The organism is Paenibacillus sp. Y660 (assembly GCF_057221575.1).
In genome coordinates this window covers 102269-118919 of sequence record NZ_JBXBBJ010000003.1, presented here as the reverse complement: position 1 = coordinate 118919, position 16651 = coordinate 102269, and the positions used below count along the sequence as shown (strand labels likewise).

The window sequence follows — 16651 nt, the reverse complement described above, 5'->3', positions numbered from 1 at the left end:
TCAGGAAGCTGTCTTCTTTTGTTATATGCTTATAAGTATTTCCGTTTAATGGCCCATCATCATCGATACTTCAGGCTTCTCATCAGGGTCAGCACCGAGCTCTTGTTTCGGTCTGCGAAGCAATAAAGCTGCAATAGCGCCGATGATTGCAATCGATCCTAGAATGAAAAATGTATCGCCATAAGCAGAGTACACGACGTTTGGTCCTGGGTTAGTCGTGCCGTAATGCTCCATTCGGCTTGCGAGAATGGTCGATAAGCCAGCGACTGCGAAGGAGGTCATGACTTGCTGTGCAGCTGCGGTTAAAGAGGTGACGCGGCTTACAAGCTCTCTCGGAGCGGACTGCATAATATGGGTGTTAAGAGGCATCATCGATAAGCCCATGCCTGCTCCTAGCATCGCGAGTGGGATCATAATGGTAAGTAAAGTCGTATCTACAGAGATTTGGCTTAAAATAAAGCCTGCTATCGTAACAAGCGATAAGCCTGCAATTACGACGGGACGAGCGCCAAAACGGTCAAACAGCTTGCCGCCGATCGGCATGAAGATACCAGCTGCTAAAGCTTGCGGCAGCAGGATAAGACCAGTGTCGAAAGCAGAGTAGCCTTTGGCGATTTGCAAAAAGATCGGTACGAGGAACAGTGTTCCAAATAATGCGATTTGTACGATCCATTGCAAAATGATGCCGCGTGTAAAATTGCCGGATTTGAAAACGCGAAGCTCAAGCAACGGCTCTTTGCGGTTAAGCTCCACGAATATGAAAATAATAAGCGCAATACCGCCTACGATCATACCCATCAGCGCTTCTGGCGAGGTCCAGCCGCTGCCTGCGCCGCCTTCGCCGCCGCCAGCAGAGCTTACGCCATATACGAGCATGGCAAATGCTAATGGAGCGAATATCATGCCTAAGAAATCAAGGGAAGGAACTCGTTTCCGTTCAACGTTAGGCAAGGTGCGAAGCCCTGCGATAACAGCGATGACACCAATCGGAAGATTGATAATAAAGATCCAGTGCCATGATACGTAATCAACGAGCCAGCCGGCTACGACAGGCCCAAGGGCAGGGGCTAGAAGCATCGGAATACCGATCATGCCCATAACAGCGCCCTGCTTGCCGGGAGGGCTGAGTCTAAAGGTGAAAGCCATAGCGATTGGTGCAACCATACCGCCGCCCAGACCTTGGATAACCCGGAATACGATAAGCTGCTCCGCTGTTGTCGCTAAAGCGCATAGACCCGAGCCGAGTGTAAACATGATGATCGAGAATAAGAAGATCTGTTTGGCTCCAAAACGGTCGGACATCCATCCGGCAAGCGGAATAACGGCGGCTTGTGCAAGCATGTAGCCCGTTATCGTCCATTGAACGACAGTCATCGAGCTATTGAAATCTTCCATTAAACCAGGCATGGCGACATTCATTGCTGTACCGTCCAAAATAACCATAAACATACCGACTATGATGGCGATGAGCGGAGCTAGAATATTGCGAATCGACATCGGATCGCCAGCGGGTGTTGCTTTTTTTGAAGCTGAAGCCATTTCAGTTCCTCCTATCCGTATTTAGGGTCTATTCTTCCTATTATTGACCTGTACAGCATGTAGGGCTACAATAAAAAGATGACCGCATCTATGTGCGGACAATTGTCCGCACTACTGAATAATAAAGACGATTGAGGAAATTGTCAATCGTTTCATTTGTTGACGCGTAAAAAAAGGAGATTGGAACGATGACTGCACCAGAAAACAGCAGAACGAAACAAGAGCTCAGCAAAGCGATTTTGCATACGGCTAATCACTTGTTTACGGAGCATGGGGTAGAATCGGTCAGCATGCACCAAATCGCCAAATCGGTGGGCATTGGTCAAGGCACCCTTTATCGGCGGTACTCAAATAAGGGCGATTTGTGTATGGATATGATGAAAGAAAACTTTGAAATTTTCATCAGTGAGATCGAACAATATTTGACAGAGGGAGCGCAGCTGCCCGTACACGAGAGATTGAGCGGGGTTATGCGCAAAATGATTGCTTTCGTCGACAAGGAGTTTAAATGGCTTGGCGTCGTGCATTCTTTTAATAAGATCGAAGATCAAAAAGGTGATTTTTTTCAATCACGTCCTTATCGATATTTGCATCATGTGCTTAGCAGCTTGATCAGTGAGGCCGTCAAGGAAGGACAAATGCAGCCCATTGATCCCACCTACTCGGCTCATTCTTTTATATCCATTCAATCGCCGCACACTTATAAACAGCTGCGATGTGTAATGGGGTATACATGCGAGGAAATCCAGGATCGTTTTTGCTCAACATTTATTGATCCTTTATTTCGTTAGCAGAAGCATGCTTTGCAATGATAAGAAGAGAACAAGAAGGGGCTGTCCCAAAAGTGTTCGCACGGAATAGGAACATCCCAATACTGTTCGTTTACTTATTCCTAACTATGATTTTTTAACCAGCTAGTTGAGAGCTCTGGAGCTCCTGTCATTCGCTCCTTAACCTTACTTTCCACAAGCTTTTTCGCTTATTTCAGCGCTCATTGTTCTAACCCGTAAGTTTGAAATAAAAGGCTATCTCAAATCATTTCAGTTTTGTGGAATGAACAGGAAAAACTCCATCTATTTTCCTAATAAAAACTAAGTTCGTTCATTTAGCTGGAAAAACTCCCGTTAATTGGAGCACTTTCACCGAAATAGGGTCATAAGCGAGATATTAACGGGAGAAAATCCATCTAAACCTGATTTTTGCCAAAAAACACTTGAAATAACGGGAGTTTTTCCCGTTCATGCTGACCCAAGAGGGCTCAGCCCCATGAATGATTGAACCCGAGACTGCAGAAGAACCGGGGATTCCGCCGATTCCTGCATCGTGGCTTGCCATAGGTATGCCTGGAGGTGGGGAGACTTTCGCTTGCCCACAATCTCATGAAGCAAGCAGCCATAGACCAGAATAGAAAACTAGCGGTACAGAAATAGCACCCTGTACCGCTATTTTTTTATGTTTTCCAACATTTCTGTTCAAAGCGAGCTATATCTCCACAGCCCCTTTTTTTTTCGCAGTTTTCGTAAATATTGCTGATTATTAATATAAATTAGTTAAGAACAAGATTTTTGAGACAAACCGCTTATTTCACGTTATAATCAGCAAAAATCCCATATATTGGAGGTTTCTGTGCGTGGAAATTACAATTCGTAAAATGCGACTAAACGATATTCAACAAGTTCAAAATGTGGCTAAAACAAGCTGGAATGCGACCTACGATGGGATAATACCTGTTGAAGCCCAAGAAAGTTTCCTAAAATCTGCTTACAATGATGAAATGATGTTTAGACGCTTAGAACGCTCGCTTCTTTACGTTGCCGAACATAACGGGAAGATAGTTGGATTCGCTAATTTTTCATTTGTAAGAGAAGATGGGAAAGTAGAATTAGCGGCTATTTATCTTTATCCTGAACATCAAGGAAAAGGGATTGGTTCAGCACTGCTGCAAGAAGGAATTAATAATTCCCAGGGAGCAAAAGAAGTCTACATTAATGTTAAAAAGGGTAATGAAATTGGCAGAAAGTTCTACGAAGCAAAGAAGTTTGAGATTGTCAAAGAGTTTGATGACGACTTTGACGGGCATATTCTAAAGACAGTTCGAATGGTGTTAAAGCTATAAGGCAAGTCCTCATGACTTGCTAGCGTCAATTCGGTTGGAAACGGTTTGGGTACAATTATGTAAAAAACGATAGAGCAAGCGTATGAGGTGAGAGGTTTTTTACAAAGGGATATGATGGATTAGGCGGGGGCGTTGTGGTATAATTTCATATTGATGTTTAAATAGAATTGAAAAGATAATGTTTTAGCGGCATTGAAAATAAAGGATGTGAGAACACAATGACGAAAGCGAACTCAACGGACTTAAAATCCGTCAAGGGTGAGAAGGACTACTCCAAATATTTTGATTTCTCAGATGCGAAGGTGCTGAGTGAAGAGGACGGGAAAACGACTTTGCGCATCAAGGGGCGCAACATTCAAATTAACTCGACTCCAAATCACAAGGATGAGAAGAAGCGCGGCAAAGAGGATATCGAGGTTCATTACGATTTTGCAATTCCGGATGATCTGCGAACGATCGGCGTGGGCAAGTATTATTTGATCCAAACGTACGGCTGCCAAATGAACGAGCATGACACCGAGGTCATGAAGGGTATGTTCGAGGAGATGGGTTATACAGCAACGGAGGACCGGAAGCTTGCGGACGTGATTTTGCTCAACACATGCGCGATTCGTGAAAATGCGGAGGACAAGGTGTTCGGCGAGCTAGGACATCTGAAGACGCTGAAGACGGAGAAGCCGGATTTGCTGCTCGGCGTTTGCGGCTGCATGTCGCAAGAGGAGTCGGTTGTTGGACGGATTTTGCAAAAGCATTCTTTTGTAGATATGATTTTTGGTACGCACAATATTCATAGACTTCCCTATTTGCTGCAAAATGCCTATTTCAGCAAAGAGCTTGTCGTCGAGGTATGGTCCAAGGAAGGCGATATTATCGAGAATATGCCTAAGAAGCGCGAGGGAATGCGTGCTTGGGTCAATATCATGTACGGCTGCGATAAGTTCTGCACCTATTGCATCGTGCCTTATACGAGAGGCAAGGAGCGCAGCAGACGTCCGGAGGACGTTATTGCCGAGGTTCGCGACCTGGCTAGAAAAGGCTTCAAGGAAGTTACGCTGCTTGGCCAGAATGTAAATGCATACGGGAAGGACTTCGAGGACATCAGCTATCGCTTTGGCGATCTGATGCAGGACATGTCCAAAATCGATATTCCGCGCATTCGCTTCATGACGAGCCATCCGCGTGATTTTGATGACCATTTGATCGAGGTGCTTGGAACGGGCGGCAATTTGGCAGAGCATATTCATTTGCCTGTACAGTCCGGAAGCACGGAAATATTGAAACGAATGAGCCGTAAGTATACGCGTGAGATGTATTTGGAGCTGGTTCAAAAAATTAAGGCAGCTATTCCAAACGCGATGCTTACTTCAGATATTATCGTCGGTTTCCCTGGCGAAACGGATGAGCAGTTCGAGGACACGATGACGCTTGTGAAGGAAGTAGGCTTTGATTCCGCCTATACCTTCCTCTACTCTCCGCGCGAGGGAACTCCTGCCGCTGGCATGGAGGACAATGTGCCGCTAGAGGTGAAGAAGGCGCGTCTACAGCGCTTGAACGCACAGCTGGCTGCTAATGCGAGAGAGAAGAACGAGCTGCTTCGCGGAGAAATCGTTGAGGTGCTGATTGAAGGCGAGAGCAAAAACAACGAGAACGTCCTCTCTGGACGGACGCGTACGAATAAGCTCGTTCATCTGGAAGGACCGAAGGAATGGATCGGCCAGTTCATTATGGCGAAGGTAACCGAGGCTCAAACCTGGTATATCAAAGCTGAACCGATTGAACAATTAACACAAGAAGAAGCCGTTAGCTAACGGAAAAATAGGAGAGATGACAAATGGCGGAGCAGCATACAGCAGAAAATCAAGCAGCGCAATGTGATCATGATCATGAGCACGGAGAGGGCTGCGGAATTCCGAGCTTCCATACGCGCGACCTGATCGTTCGCGAAGATATTTCGAAAAAAGCGAAGGAGCTTGCCGATCTGATTTTTACATCGGAGGAGGTTCAGCACTATCGCCGCGCAGAACAGCAAATTAACGGCAATGAGCGTGTACAGCAGCTTATTACCAAAATCAAAAAGAAGCAAAAGGAAGTTGTAGCATTCGAAACGACTTTCAAGAACGCAGATATGGTTAAAAAAATCGAAGGCGAAATGGAAACGCTGCAGGATGAGCTTGACGGCATTCCGATCGTATCTGAATTTCAACAAAGCCAATCCGACATCAACTATTTGCTGCAGCTAGTCGTATCCATCGTACGCGACACGGTATCTGAGAAGATCAACGTGGAGGATGCTTCGGAGCCGGCACCAGAGGAATGCAGCGATTAATAGCTGGACTTGATTGAAACAAGCCGTATTTCATGCCGCTCATTCGAGCAAAGCGTGGAATACGGCTTTTTTTGGGCAATGAGGCAGATTCACCGTGGGAGGCTCGTTTATGGAATTGAAGCGGGAGGGAGCAGCTATGAACGAACAACAAAACGGCTTATCCCTTATTGATTGCGGATCAATAAAGGGATAAGCCGTTTTGTTTGTTGATTTAGCGATTATTATCCTCGAAAAGAAGCTTCATTCGCTTTGGTTTTTCCGATTGACGAGCGAATGTAGACGATGTAATGTGTTAGGGAAACAGCTAAAATGGTGCCAACAAGCGATTTAAGCGCATCGCCGATGATGAATGGATAAAATCCGATTGTCATCGCTTTTTGGAAAGTAAAGTCAAGGGAATGCATGAGCCAAGGAATGCCTGGAATATATGCACAAAGTGAGCTGAATAGCTCGAAAATAATGAAAAAAGCGATAAAAGCAATGGCTTTATTCGACTTGAAGCTGCTTTTTAGGAAAGTGCCTACCGCAAGGCTGACTAAAAGCGCACAGAACGGGAATGCGAATATAAATCCAGCTGTATGACCGGTCAGAGTCGAAATTCCGCCTTGACCGCTGAATAAGGGCAATCCAATTGCTGCAAGCAGAATAACGATGAAAATACTTAGAAAGGCGTTGCGCGGCGTCAGGAATAGGCCTGCTAGCACTACGCCTAATGTTTGCAGCGTAATGGGGACAAATGAGCCTCCGAGCTTAATCGTCAATGAGCTCATGACAATAAACAAGGCTGCAAATAAGGCGATGAATACAAGTGAGCGGATGTTATTGGACTGCATGTTGGTGAACGACTCCTTTATCTGCTTGTCATTATATTGTTAACCATATATATTAATATAAGGTTAACAATTCGAATTGTAGCATAGCCAATGGTTTTGGGGAAGAGGTTGGGTGAAATTTTTTTGAAGCCTATAAATCAGTCACAGATTGAAATGAAGCAGGTTACGGTCACGCCGCCTGTCATGCTGGAAGGACAGAAGCAGGAGCCTATTATTAGAGATATTTCGCTAACGATAAATAAAGGGGAATGGATTTCGCTGCTAGGGCGAAATGGAAGCGGGAAGAGCACGCTTTCGAAAGCGGCTGCCGGTTTCCGTATCGCTGGCGCTGCGGGACAAATCGTCAGGAGCATACAGACAGCGGCACAGGGCAAGCCGGTTCCGATCGTCATGCAGCAGCCCGAAGCAGCGATGATCGGGGCAACGCCTTGGGAAGATGTCCTTCTCTTGCTGGAGCAAAATGAGCTGCCTGCTCACACTATTCCTTATGAAGCCGAACGAGCGCTGCAAAGGGCAGGGCTGGGCGAGCGAATGCATCAGCCTATCGAGACGTTATCTGGCGGCCAGAAGCAGCTTGTGGCGATTGCTGGCTGCTTGGCTATGCAATCTCCTTTGCTCGTACTCGATGAGGTGACGGCTATGCTGGACCCTGAGGCGTCGAGTGCCGTACTCGAGCAGGTAAGGGAGCTGCACCGTAACGGCGTAACGATCATATGGATTACACAAAAGCTGGAGGAGCTGTATGATGGTGACCGAGTCATTGCGATGAATGACGGTGCCATCGTATTCGACGGTCAGGCTGGTGCTTGGTTTGCAAGAACGAGTGCGAGCGCGAAAGACAGCATTTGCGAGCAGCTCGGCTTTGATGCTCCATATGCAGCGCAGGTTGCCTGGGAGCTTGAGGAGCAGAGTTATCTGCTGCGGCCATTTCCGTTTACGGCTGCTATGCTGGCAGAGGCGGTGAGTCGATATGAGCGCTGATTGGAAGCTAAGCGGAGTAACCGTCGTTGCGGATGGAGCATCTAACAAACAGCTGCTTAGCGATGTCAATATGACTTTCGAGGCAGGCAAGATTACACTGCTGATCGGGCAGAACGGTGCAGGTAAATCTACACTGCTTGAGACAATGGCAGGAATTCGCTCAATTCAGAACGGCAATATCGAGCTGGGCGGCGATTGTTTATGGCTGAAGGACAGCCGCCGAAAACGGCTTAATCAGGACGTGGCGCTTAAGCTTGGCATTGCGATGCAAAGCTCTGAGTCGCAGTGGTTTGCCGCGACCGTTCGAGAGGAGCTGCTTTACTCGCTTAAGCCGTACAAGTTAGCCGCTGCTGATGCAGAGCAAAGAATGCAGCAGGCGCTGGCTGAAACGGGTCTTGCGCAGGAGCTGCTGACGCGCGATCCATGGACGCTCAGCGGCGGGCAGCAGCGACGGCTGTCACTAGCCTGCTTGCTGGCGTGTGAGCCGGATTGGCTGCTGCTGGATGAGCCGACAGCGGGGCTAGACGCTGTCGGTATACGCCGCTTGTGCGCGGTGCTTGAGGCGCACAGGGCGGCGGGGCGCGGAGCGGTCGTAGCAACGCACGACCTCGACGCGCTGCTGACGCTGGCGGACGCGGTCGCCGTGGTTAGCGGCGGCACGGTCCGCGCAGCGGCTCCTGCGGCGGCGATCGCGCATGCCGCAGCGGCGCCGCAGGCGCTTCGCGCGCTGGCTGCGCTGCGCGCGGCGGCGGCTTTGCCGCCGGAGGCGGCGCCGGGTGACGGGGCGCCGTGGCCTGCGCCGCGCGAGGTTGCGGCAGCGCTGGCAGCGGAGCTGGAGCGGCGAGCGGCCGCAGCCACAGCCGCAACAGCAGCAATCGTACCTGCCGCATCCGTCGGCACGGCTGCAATCGCTCCCGCAGCAGCTGCAGCTCATCAATTGATGCGTAGCTCACAACTAACTGCTAATCAAGTAAATAAGAATGCGCCTTCAGTACAATTAGAAGTTAATAACCATAACTTAGATGCTGATGAGCGCAATGAAGATGCTGGACATCCACTTAATGGAGCGCATGTGGGAGCGACAAAGGAAAGCTCTACGCTCCTTCGTTCCGATCGTTTTGATCCACGTGCTCTCGTGCTCGTCTATTTATTTCTTGCAGCAAGCGTGCTTGCACAAAAATCGTTTTTGGAGCTGTCGCTAGCTGTGATTGTAACCTTGTCTCTATTGACGCCTTTTCGAGCGCTTATCAGGCCGTGGAATCGGGTAATACGAGCTTATGTCATTATGATTGTCATCTTTTGCGTAATAGGGGGAATAGGCTTTAGCCCGCTCGACTTCGACTGGAGCAAGGTATGGCCAATTGCTTTAAGGTTCGGCAAGCTGCTTCTGATTATGCTGCTGGGGATGCCGCTGCTTAAGCTGATGTCGCCCTACAGGCTGCAGCGGGCGATCGAGCAGTCTCTAGGCTGGCTCAGCAGGCTGCGAGTGCCGATTCATTCGTTTGCGCTAGTCGTCACGCTTATCTTTCGGTTTATCCCGCTGCTATCAGGGGAGTGGGAGCGGTTTGCGAAGCTCGCTCATGCGAGAGGGAAGGCTGCTGCGCCGCTGAAGAAGTTGCCGTTTAAAATGATTCTTTCGGTGCTTATTCCTTATATGCGCTCTATTCTTCGACTTGCTGAGCAAATGTCGGATGCGCTGGAGGCGCGCGGCTTCGGCTATTCGAAGCGAAAGCCTACCTACGGCTTCCGCCTTCAGCTCGGCCGAGCTGACGCTTGGCTGCTAAGTATTGCTGCGGCAAGCGGCCTGTTGCTATTCCTGCTCGCTTTCTTGCTCTAGGAGCGGGAGGACGAGCGGAATCCATTCTCCATCCTCATCGGCAAGCAGCGTTCGCCAGCCAAGCGACGCTGCTTGTTTTATATTTTTGGCCTGATCATCAACGAACAAAACCATGCTTCCAGTGGGGAAATAGGCGGCTGTCTTAGCGTAAATATCCGGATGTGGCTTTTTGACTGCTGACAAGCTTGAAATCGTAATGCTCTTCAAATAAGGCTTGAGCGGCTTAACGATCGGTTCAACCCATTCAGGAAGATGATTGCTCAGCAAATGAACATCGGCGATCTCGCTCCATTCGGCTACTCTTGCAAGTGCAGGCAGTGGCTGCAAGCTGGTATCGATAAAACCTCTAGCTCTCTCAGTTCCAAGCAATGGCGTATAATCACTGAGCCATAGCCAGAACTGCTCCTCCGTTATATCTCCTGTCCATAGGCGTTCGCTGATTTGCTTCTTATAAGCTGCATAGAGTTCTTCTTCAGACACGATGGCTTCAGCTGCGAGCAGCTTCCAGAAGAGAGGAGACAGATTTGTCGCAAGCACGCCGCCAATATCAAGCACGAGCTGTGGCTTTATTGTCATCTGCTTACTTCGTCCGAGCGTTTGCCCGCTATGCTTAGCCGAGACGACTTGCGCTCCGTCATCGCCCACATCACAACTAGAATGAATGCAACAGCGCCAAGCAGCGAGCCAAACAGGAAGCCTCCGTTAAGGCCCCAGCTTTCATTCAACCAGCCAGCTAGAAAGGGTCCTGAGAACATCCCCACGGCATATAAGGCTTGATACAAGCCCATAGCGGTCGCCCGCCCGGGAAGCTCAACGTCGCGAATGGCAAGACCAAGCAGCAAAGGCATATGCAGTCCCTGCGCAAAACCATTTATCGCCTGTGTCGCGACGAGTACGCCGAATGAATCCGCAAAAACCATAGCCGCCGTACATATCGCACTCAAAATAAAGCCGGTTCCAATCGTGCCCCAGTAACCAAATTTGGGTGTAAACCATCTCGCGGTTACGAGTGAAGCGAAGGCATGAGGGAGCATAAAAGCAAAAACAAGAAGCGTTAGCTTAAGTCCGTCGGCACCCATTTCTTCTGCTTTGAGCGGCGTAAAGCCAAACATCGTAATGAACAGGACACCATGAGCAAGTATGGAGAGCAAAGATACCTGAAGCAGCGTTTTTGTTCGTACGACTTTTTTGATCATGGCAAAAGACATGCCCGGCTGGTCACGCTGCTCTAAACGAGGCTCCTTCAGCATGAATGCTAGCAGCAATCCGATAATAGCAATGGCAGCTCCAACCGTAAACGGGGCTTTCGAGTTAAAGCCATCATTGAGCCAGCCGCTAAACAGCATGCCGATCATTTGACCGGACACGGTCATGACGCTAATATTGCCCATTGCACGGCCAGTCTGGCCTGCACCAAAGTAGCTGGCGTACAGCACAGTGAATGCAACCCATGTGGACGCGCATACGCCAGCCATAAGCCTGCCCGCAAGCGGCCATAGCCAAAGTCCTGGAATAAGAAACAGCAAGCAGCTTATAGCAGCGGTTAGCATGCCAAGCAGGATGAATGGCTTGCGTTTTCCGAAGCGATCCGACAAGATGCCAAGCGGAAAGCGGACAAACATTTGTACGAAGCCATAGCTTCCAAGCACGATGCCGATAAAAGGCAAGGATAATCCGCGATCGCTTAAGTAAGGCGATAAGGTTGGCACATAGACGTACATAGAAGTCCAGTAAAGAATCGTTATAGTCGTAAAAAGCAATCTTTGCGCAGCCGTTATTTGGTTCATTGCAGTTGAACATCCCCTTTCTGCTTCACTTTATCGCATGGCAGCTTCCGTTGTCACTTCCTAATTTTCAAGCACAGCGAAATCAAAAACCGCAAGCAGATCAGGAATATAGGTATAGAAACAAAAGGGTATACGAATAAAAAAGGACCCTCACAATGATCATTGTGAGGGTCCTATTGTGAAACTATTATTGGGTTGTCCCTTCTATTATATGAACTCTCTTAACCAACGGTGACCGAAAATACGAGCAATATTAACCCCCGGCAGATGAATCTACCTTATATTCATACCTATTTTTGCAAAAGATAGATAGCAGTCTATGAGTCTGAAGACAAATGTCCATACCATTAATAGATAAATTGAGTAGTATAACTCAAATATATATGGAGGTGTTTGTATTGGGTTGTCTTGAACGAAAACGCAAAAAGGTCTGTAAAAAAATAATCTGCCCTACGAAGAGAAAGAAACACTCGAAAAGAAAAAGATGTTGTAAAAAAATTATCATTAGAAAAAGAATAGTACGTGTAATTAGGCCTCGTAATGTAGAACGTGTCGAAAGTGTAGGTTCGGCAGGTAGTGTTGGCTCTGCAGGCGCAGCAGGTGCAGTTGGATCAGCAGGTGCAGTAGGATCAGCAGGCTCAGTAGGCTCAGCAGGTACAGTAGGAGAAGTAGGATCAGCCGGCAGTGTTGGATCGGCAGGCGCAGTAGGGACAGCAGGAGAAGTCGGCGCTGCAGGTGCAGTAGGGACAGCCGGCAGTGTGGGTGCTGTCGGAGGTACCGGAGCCACAGGAGCGACTGGCGCAACAGGAGCCGCAGGCGGACTATCCCAGTATGGATATATTTACAATGTAGGACCTCAAGTGGTCGCGTTAAATGCTGATGTTCTATTTGATTCGAATGGTGTCTTAACACCTGGAATTACGCATTTTCCCGGAACTGCTGGTATTGTTGTTACAGAAGGGGGAGACTATGAGGTTACTTTTTCAGCATCGGGTGTAGAACCGAGCCAATTCGGATTATTTGTTAATGGCGCGCTGTTTCCCGTTCCAGGAACCGTATATGGCTCGGGTGCGGGCACTCAGCAAAACGAAGGTCAGGTTATCCTTACGCTAGTAGCTGGAGATACACTTACACTGCGAAATAGTCTTTCTGCTGCAGCGGTGACTCTTCAGACCTCAGCCGGTGGAACACAAACAAACGTAAACGCATCAGTTGTAATAAAGAAACTAAATTAGGTTCTAATCATCTGACAGCTAAACATGACAGTCCAGAATTTTTTCGCTTTCTGGACTGTCATTTGTCATTCATAGGACCCCGTCTGGGAACTTTCACCAGTGAATGGCGTATTAAGCAGGGAACGTTTTACGATATAGCCTGCAGCAGCCATTAATTGAAGAGGTGAATGTGAATGAGAACAGAAAGACGTCAAACTAAAAAATGGGTTAAAGAGCTGAGGGAGTGGACCGTCTCGCTAACGATTGCGATTGTCGTAGCCATGCTGTTTCAGACGTATGTGTATGCGCAATCGGAGGTCCAAAATGTGTCCATGCAAAATACGCTAGTAGCGGGACAACGGTTAATTGAAGACAAGTGGTCATATCGCTTCCACGAGCCGAAGCACGGTGATATTGTCATTATTAACGGTCCTGAGAGCGAGCTTCGCCTAATCAAACGCGTTGTTGGCTTGCCAGGCGATGTGATTGATATTCAAAACGGAGCGGTTTACATAAACGGAGAGATAATCAAAGAGCAGTATGTCAAAGGTCAAACATTTGCGGGCAGTGTAGCCGTCCCATTTCAAGTAGAAGAGGGTCAGCTGTTCGTGATGGGCGATAACCGCGAGCATAGTATGGACAGCAGGGAGCTCGGACCGATAGCACGGTCAAGCATTGAAGGAAAAGCGATATTCCGCATTTGGCCGTTTCCGAAGTTTGGTACATTAAATGAATAGAAGGAGCTGCGGTTAAAAGATGCCTTTCACATTATCTCATCCGCTCTTTGCGGCGCCGCTAAAGAAAGCTATTCCTTCTTTAAGCCTGACTGGTTTAATACTGGGTAGTATGGCTCCGGATATAGAATACTTTATTGCCATGCAGCCGTTTCGTTCCATCGGCCATTCCATATCCGGCTTCCTTCTGTTGGTACTCCCTATTTGCATAGCGTTTGCATTTGCCTTTCACCGCATCATTAAGCCATCTATACCTGAGCTGCTGCCGGACATTGGAGGAATCAGAGCTTTTGCTGCATCCTTGAATCGCCCATGGCAATTGGCGACAGCCGCTGAGTGGCTATTCTTTTGTTTATCTCTGTTCATTGGTTTTTATTCGCATGTATTTTTAGATCATTTCACGCATAGCGGCGGTTTTTTTGTAATGAGACTGCCTTTTCTGCAAAGCATGATCTTAGGGGATCATGTCTATCATATCCTCCAGCTTTCGTTGTCCGTTATTGGGGCATTGGTTCCGGGATTATATTTTTTTTATCGGTATTTAAATTGGTATAAGAATCGTGCGAGGAATAAAAAATATATTAAGCAGCAAAGCGCCTATTTGCAATGGGGGCTTCTCGTTTTTGTTGCATTAGCTTTGCTAATAGGCAAACTCCTATTTTCAGGCAGCTTCTTCTCCATCAGCATTTGGGTAGTAGCGCCGATAACCTCCGCATGTGTAGGGCTATTTGTAACTTCAGCAATGCAAATTGCGGCTCAGAATCGCCGGACTGCACTTGGAATCTTATTTTCTCTCTTACTGATCGGCATTATTTTTTGCTATAAGCTTTTGTTTGACCAGGAGGAGTTTTCATTAAAAGTGTGGGTTATTTATCACTGGATACTAGCAGCAGTCCTTATCCTTAGCACGCTTTTCATCTCAAAAAGAAACTAAACTGTACAATTTAATCTTATAAATATTTTATTGCATTAAATAATAATGACATTAATAGAATCGAAGCCTATATAACTAAACGTAATAATTTCGTAAGAATTGGTTCCAAGTTCGTTTAGAAATAGCCTTTATGATTAACCATAGACTCAACAATAAAGTTTAAGCGAGGCGTGAACGGAATTGTCGATCCGAGTGAAGCTGTACATGTCTTACTTAGCCATGGTATTTGTACCGCTTATATTAATGCTTCTATTTTTGCTATTCGTTTTTTATGCACGCGGGGAAGAGGATGTCAGTCAATATTTTGAAAAAGAGCGATCGGAGCCTTATCAGCAAGCACTCGTCTATGGCGAATTGTCTTATGTGTTGAAAAATGACTCGGGACAGCTGGAGAATGAGAAATACTTGATTGATATCCAACAAAGGCTGGGAGAGCTGTGGGCAGGACTTCTCATTTCCAAGAATGGACAGATCATATCGATTGCTCCCTTCCTCGATCAGCTCGAGCCGAAAGAAAATTGGCAGAAACTGCTGAACCTTCCGCCAGAGTCGGTGAACTTTCATTCATTCCGATTTGAGACTAACGTGCTGCATTTTGATTATCCGGATGGAAGCGAAGGCAAGGTGGTGCTTTTTAGGCGAAATGACATTGTTCCCATTTACTGGAGACCCGCGAGCAATGTATTCACCTTGGCTATAATTGGGTTAACAAGTCTGCTCCTTACATATTTTGTTTCCAGAAGCATCATACGACCGATTAAGAAGCTGGAGGCAGCGGCGCTGCAGATTAAGGATGGCGATTTGTCTCACAAGGTCGTGGCGACGACGAGAGGGGAAATTGGACAGCTGAGCATCGCATTCGAGGAAATGAGGGTGAGACTGCAGCAGTCCATCGAACAAAGCTTGCAATATGAGGAAAATCGAAAGATGCTGCTATCGCATATTTCCCATGACTTAAAAACGCCAATATCAGCGATTAAAGGTTACGTTGAAGGGATTATGGATGGAATTGCAAATACGGATGAGAAGCGCAAGCGTTATATGGAAACGATCTATCGGAAAGCAACTGACATGGATCAATTAATCGATGAGCTGTTCCTGTTTTCCAAGCTTGATCTTCAAACGGTCGCATTCGATTTCAAAGTCATCGATATTCGTCGTTATTTGGAGCATTTTTTGGAAGAGCAGCGCTTTGATCTGGACAAGTCAGGCGTTAAACTGCGTTTTCTGGAGGATGCTGCGAATTCGATTTTTATCGCTGCAGATCCTGATAAGCTAAGCCGAGTGCTCACTAATGTTTTGAATAACTGTGTCAAATATATGGGTCAGCAATCCGAACTCGCAAACAAGGAGATCAAAGTCAGAGTGAAGGAGCAAGGGCATTATGCTCTGGTGGAAATCGAAGACACAGGCCCTGGGATTGATGATGAGGATTTGCCGTATATTTTCGATCGATTCTATCGTGCAGAGCAATCGCGCAACTCGGAAACAGGAGGAAGCGGCCTCGGCCTTGCGATTGTCAAACAAATTATTGAAGGGCATGGCGGTGTCGTATGGGCAGAGAATGTAGAGCATGGCGGAGCTAAATTCTGTCTAACTCTTCCGAAGTCGACAGCCGTCAAAACGGTGGGTGAGCATGAAGAACATACTAATCATTGAAGACGAGAAGGCCATTGCCGAGCTGGAACGTGATTATTTGGAAAGCTATGGTTTCTCCGTACACATCGAAGGGAGAGGCGATATCGGGCTGGAAAAAGCATTAGAAGGAAAGTTTGACCTCATCATATTGGATGTGATGCTGCCCAAAATAGACGGCTTCGAAATTTGCCGGCAAATTAGGCAATCCGTCAACATTCCTGTTCTAATGGTGACAGCCAAGAAGGAAGACATCGATAAAATCAGAGGTCTTGGCCTTGGCGCTGATGATTATATGACCAAACCATTTAGTCCAAGCGAGCTTGTTGCTCGCGTGAAAGCGCATTTGGCTCGATATGAGCGCCTTACCGGGGATAAAGGCGAGCGAGGCGACCATATTCGCATTCGCGGATTATTTATTGATAAGCCTTCCCGCAGAGTTATGATTCATGAACAGGAAGCTATGCTGACGTCAAAGGAGTATGAGCTGCTGCTGCTGCTCGCTTCGCATCCGAATCGTGTATTCGAGAAGGAAGAGCTGTTTGAGCGGATTTGGGGGTTAGATTCCAATGGCGACGCAGCTACGGTAACGGTCCATATTCGGAGGCTGCGCGAGAAGATAGAGCATGACCCATCGAAGCCTCAATATATTGAAACGATCTGGGGAGTGGGCTATCGCTTTAAAGTATAGCAAGCAAAGATAGAAGACGAGGAG

At 47.4% G+C, this 16651-nt stretch carries 15 protein-coding genes and 1 pseudogene; 12 read left to right on the top strand and 4 right to left on the bottom strand.

Features of this window, described 5'->3' with window-relative positions; all coding sequences use genetic code 11:
- Positions 1-45 precede the first annotated feature (45 nt).
- Entirely contained in the window at positions 46-1539 is a 1494-nt protein-coding gene (locus tag AC2TDN_RS05450; protein ID WP_484687258.1) for a DHA2 family efflux MFS transporter permease subunit, read from the bottom strand.
- Between the two features lie 188 nt (positions 1540-1727).
- Here AC2TDN_RS05450 and AC2TDN_RS05445 point away from each other — a divergent pair, with 188 nt between their 5' ends.
- The 5 genes and pseudogenes from AC2TDN_RS05445 (at position 1728) to AC2TDN_RS05425 (ending at position 5981) form a co-directional block, all read left to right on the top strand.
- On the top strand, positions 1728-2330 hold the full coding sequence (locus AC2TDN_RS05445) for a TetR/AcrR family transcriptional regulator (protein WP_484687257.1): 603 nt from the start codon (positions 1728-1730) through the stop codon (positions 2328-2330).
- Between the two features lie 492 nt (positions 2331-2822).
- Positions 2823-2969 (top strand): annotated as a pseudogene (locus AC2TDN_RS05440) (transposase); the annotation flags it as partial.
- Positions 2970-3169: 200 nt separating this feature from the next.
- On the top strand, positions 3170-3655 hold the full coding sequence (locus tag AC2TDN_RS05435) for a GNAT family N-acetyltransferase (RefSeq protein ID WP_484687256.1): 486 nt from the start codon (positions 3170-3172) through the stop codon (positions 3653-3655).
- A gap of 218 nt (positions 3656-3873) precedes the next feature.
- Complete coding sequence (miaB, locus tag AC2TDN_RS05430; protein WP_482065471.1) at positions 3874-5463, top strand: tRNA (N6-isopentenyl adenosine(37)-C2)-methylthiotransferase MiaB; 1590 nt, start codon at positions 3874-3876, stop codon at positions 5461-5463.
- A gap of 23 nt (positions 5464-5486) precedes the next feature.
- Positions 5487-5981 carry a YlbF/YmcA family competence regulator gene (locus AC2TDN_RS05425; RefSeq protein ID WP_484687255.1) on the top strand — a complete coding sequence of 165 codons (495 nt, stop codon included), beginning with the start codon at positions 5487-5489 and terminating at the stop codon, positions 5979-5981.
- Between the two features lie 221 nt (positions 5982-6202).
- Here AC2TDN_RS05425 and AC2TDN_RS05420 read toward each other — a convergent pair whose 3' ends face one another.
- Positions 6203-6814: a biotin transporter BioY gene (locus AC2TDN_RS05420; RefSeq protein ID WP_484687254.1), complete on the bottom strand. Its 612-nt coding sequence runs from the start codon at positions 6812-6814 to the stop codon at positions 6203-6205.
- A 123-nt stretch (positions 6815-6937) separates the two neighbouring features.
- On the opposite strand from AC2TDN_RS05420, the gene AC2TDN_RS05415 reads away from it, so the two are divergent.
- Both AC2TDN_RS05415 and AC2TDN_RS05410 read left to right on the top strand, forming a co-directional pair.
- The gene (locus tag AC2TDN_RS05415; protein ID WP_484687253.1) at positions 6938-7795 is read left to right on the top strand and encodes an ABC transporter ATP-binding protein; all 858 of its coding nucleotides are present in this window, start codon (positions 6938-6940) and stop codon (positions 7793-7795) included.
- On the top strand, positions 7785-9632 hold the full coding sequence (locus AC2TDN_RS05410; protein WP_484687252.1) for an ATP-binding cassette domain-containing protein: 1848 nt from the start codon (positions 7785-7787) through the stop codon (positions 9630-9632). Before AC2TDN_RS05415 ends, AC2TDN_RS05410 begins: the two co-directional genes overlap by 11 nt.
- Here AC2TDN_RS05410 and AC2TDN_RS05405 read toward each other — a convergent pair.
- Both AC2TDN_RS05405 and AC2TDN_RS05400 read right to left on the bottom strand, forming a co-directional pair.
- Complete coding sequence (locus AC2TDN_RS05405; RefSeq protein ID WP_482065466.1) at positions 9606-10208, bottom strand: HAD family hydrolase; 603 nt, start codon at positions 10206-10208, stop codon at positions 9606-9608. The two genes, AC2TDN_RS05410 and AC2TDN_RS05405, sit on opposite strands and share 27 nt — an antisense overlap.
- On the bottom strand, positions 10205-11419 hold the full coding sequence (locus tag AC2TDN_RS05400) for an MFS transporter (RefSeq protein ID WP_484687251.1): 1215 nt from the start codon (positions 11417-11419) through the stop codon (positions 10205-10207). Before AC2TDN_RS05400 ends, AC2TDN_RS05405 begins: the two co-directional genes overlap by 4 nt.
- 389 nt (positions 11420-11808) lie before the next feature.
- On the opposite strand from AC2TDN_RS05400, the gene AC2TDN_RS05395 reads away from it, so the two are divergent.
- From AC2TDN_RS05395 to AC2TDN_RS05375, 5 genes are all read left to right on the top strand, one after another.
- Entirely contained in the window at positions 11809-12654 is an 846-nt protein-coding gene (locus AC2TDN_RS05395; protein WP_482065657.1) for a collagen-like protein, read from the top strand.
- A gap of 173 nt (positions 12655-12827) precedes the next feature.
- The gene (gene lepB, locus AC2TDN_RS05390; RefSeq protein WP_482065464.1) at positions 12828-13370 is read left to right on the top strand and encodes a signal peptidase I; all 543 of its coding nucleotides are present in this window, start codon (positions 12828-12830) and stop codon (positions 13368-13370) included.
- Positions 13371-13389: 19 nt separating this feature from the next.
- On the top strand, positions 13390-14301 hold the full coding sequence (locus tag AC2TDN_RS05385; protein WP_484687250.1) for a DUF4184 family protein: 912 nt from the start codon (positions 13390-13392) through the stop codon (positions 14299-14301).
- Between the two features lie 180 nt (positions 14302-14481).
- Positions 14482-15960 carry a sensor histidine kinase gene (locus tag AC2TDN_RS05380; RefSeq protein ID WP_484687249.1) on the top strand — a complete coding sequence of 493 codons (1479 nt, stop codon included), beginning with the start codon at positions 14482-14484 and terminating at the stop codon, positions 15958-15960.
- Positions 15938-16627 carry a response regulator transcription factor gene (locus tag AC2TDN_RS05375; protein WP_482065461.1) on the top strand — a complete coding sequence of 230 codons (690 nt, stop codon included), beginning with the start codon at positions 15938-15940 and terminating at the stop codon, positions 16625-16627. The genes AC2TDN_RS05380 and AC2TDN_RS05375 overlap by 23 nt, the downstream gene beginning before the upstream one ends.
- The last annotated feature ends 24 nt before the right edge of the window (positions 16628-16651 follow it).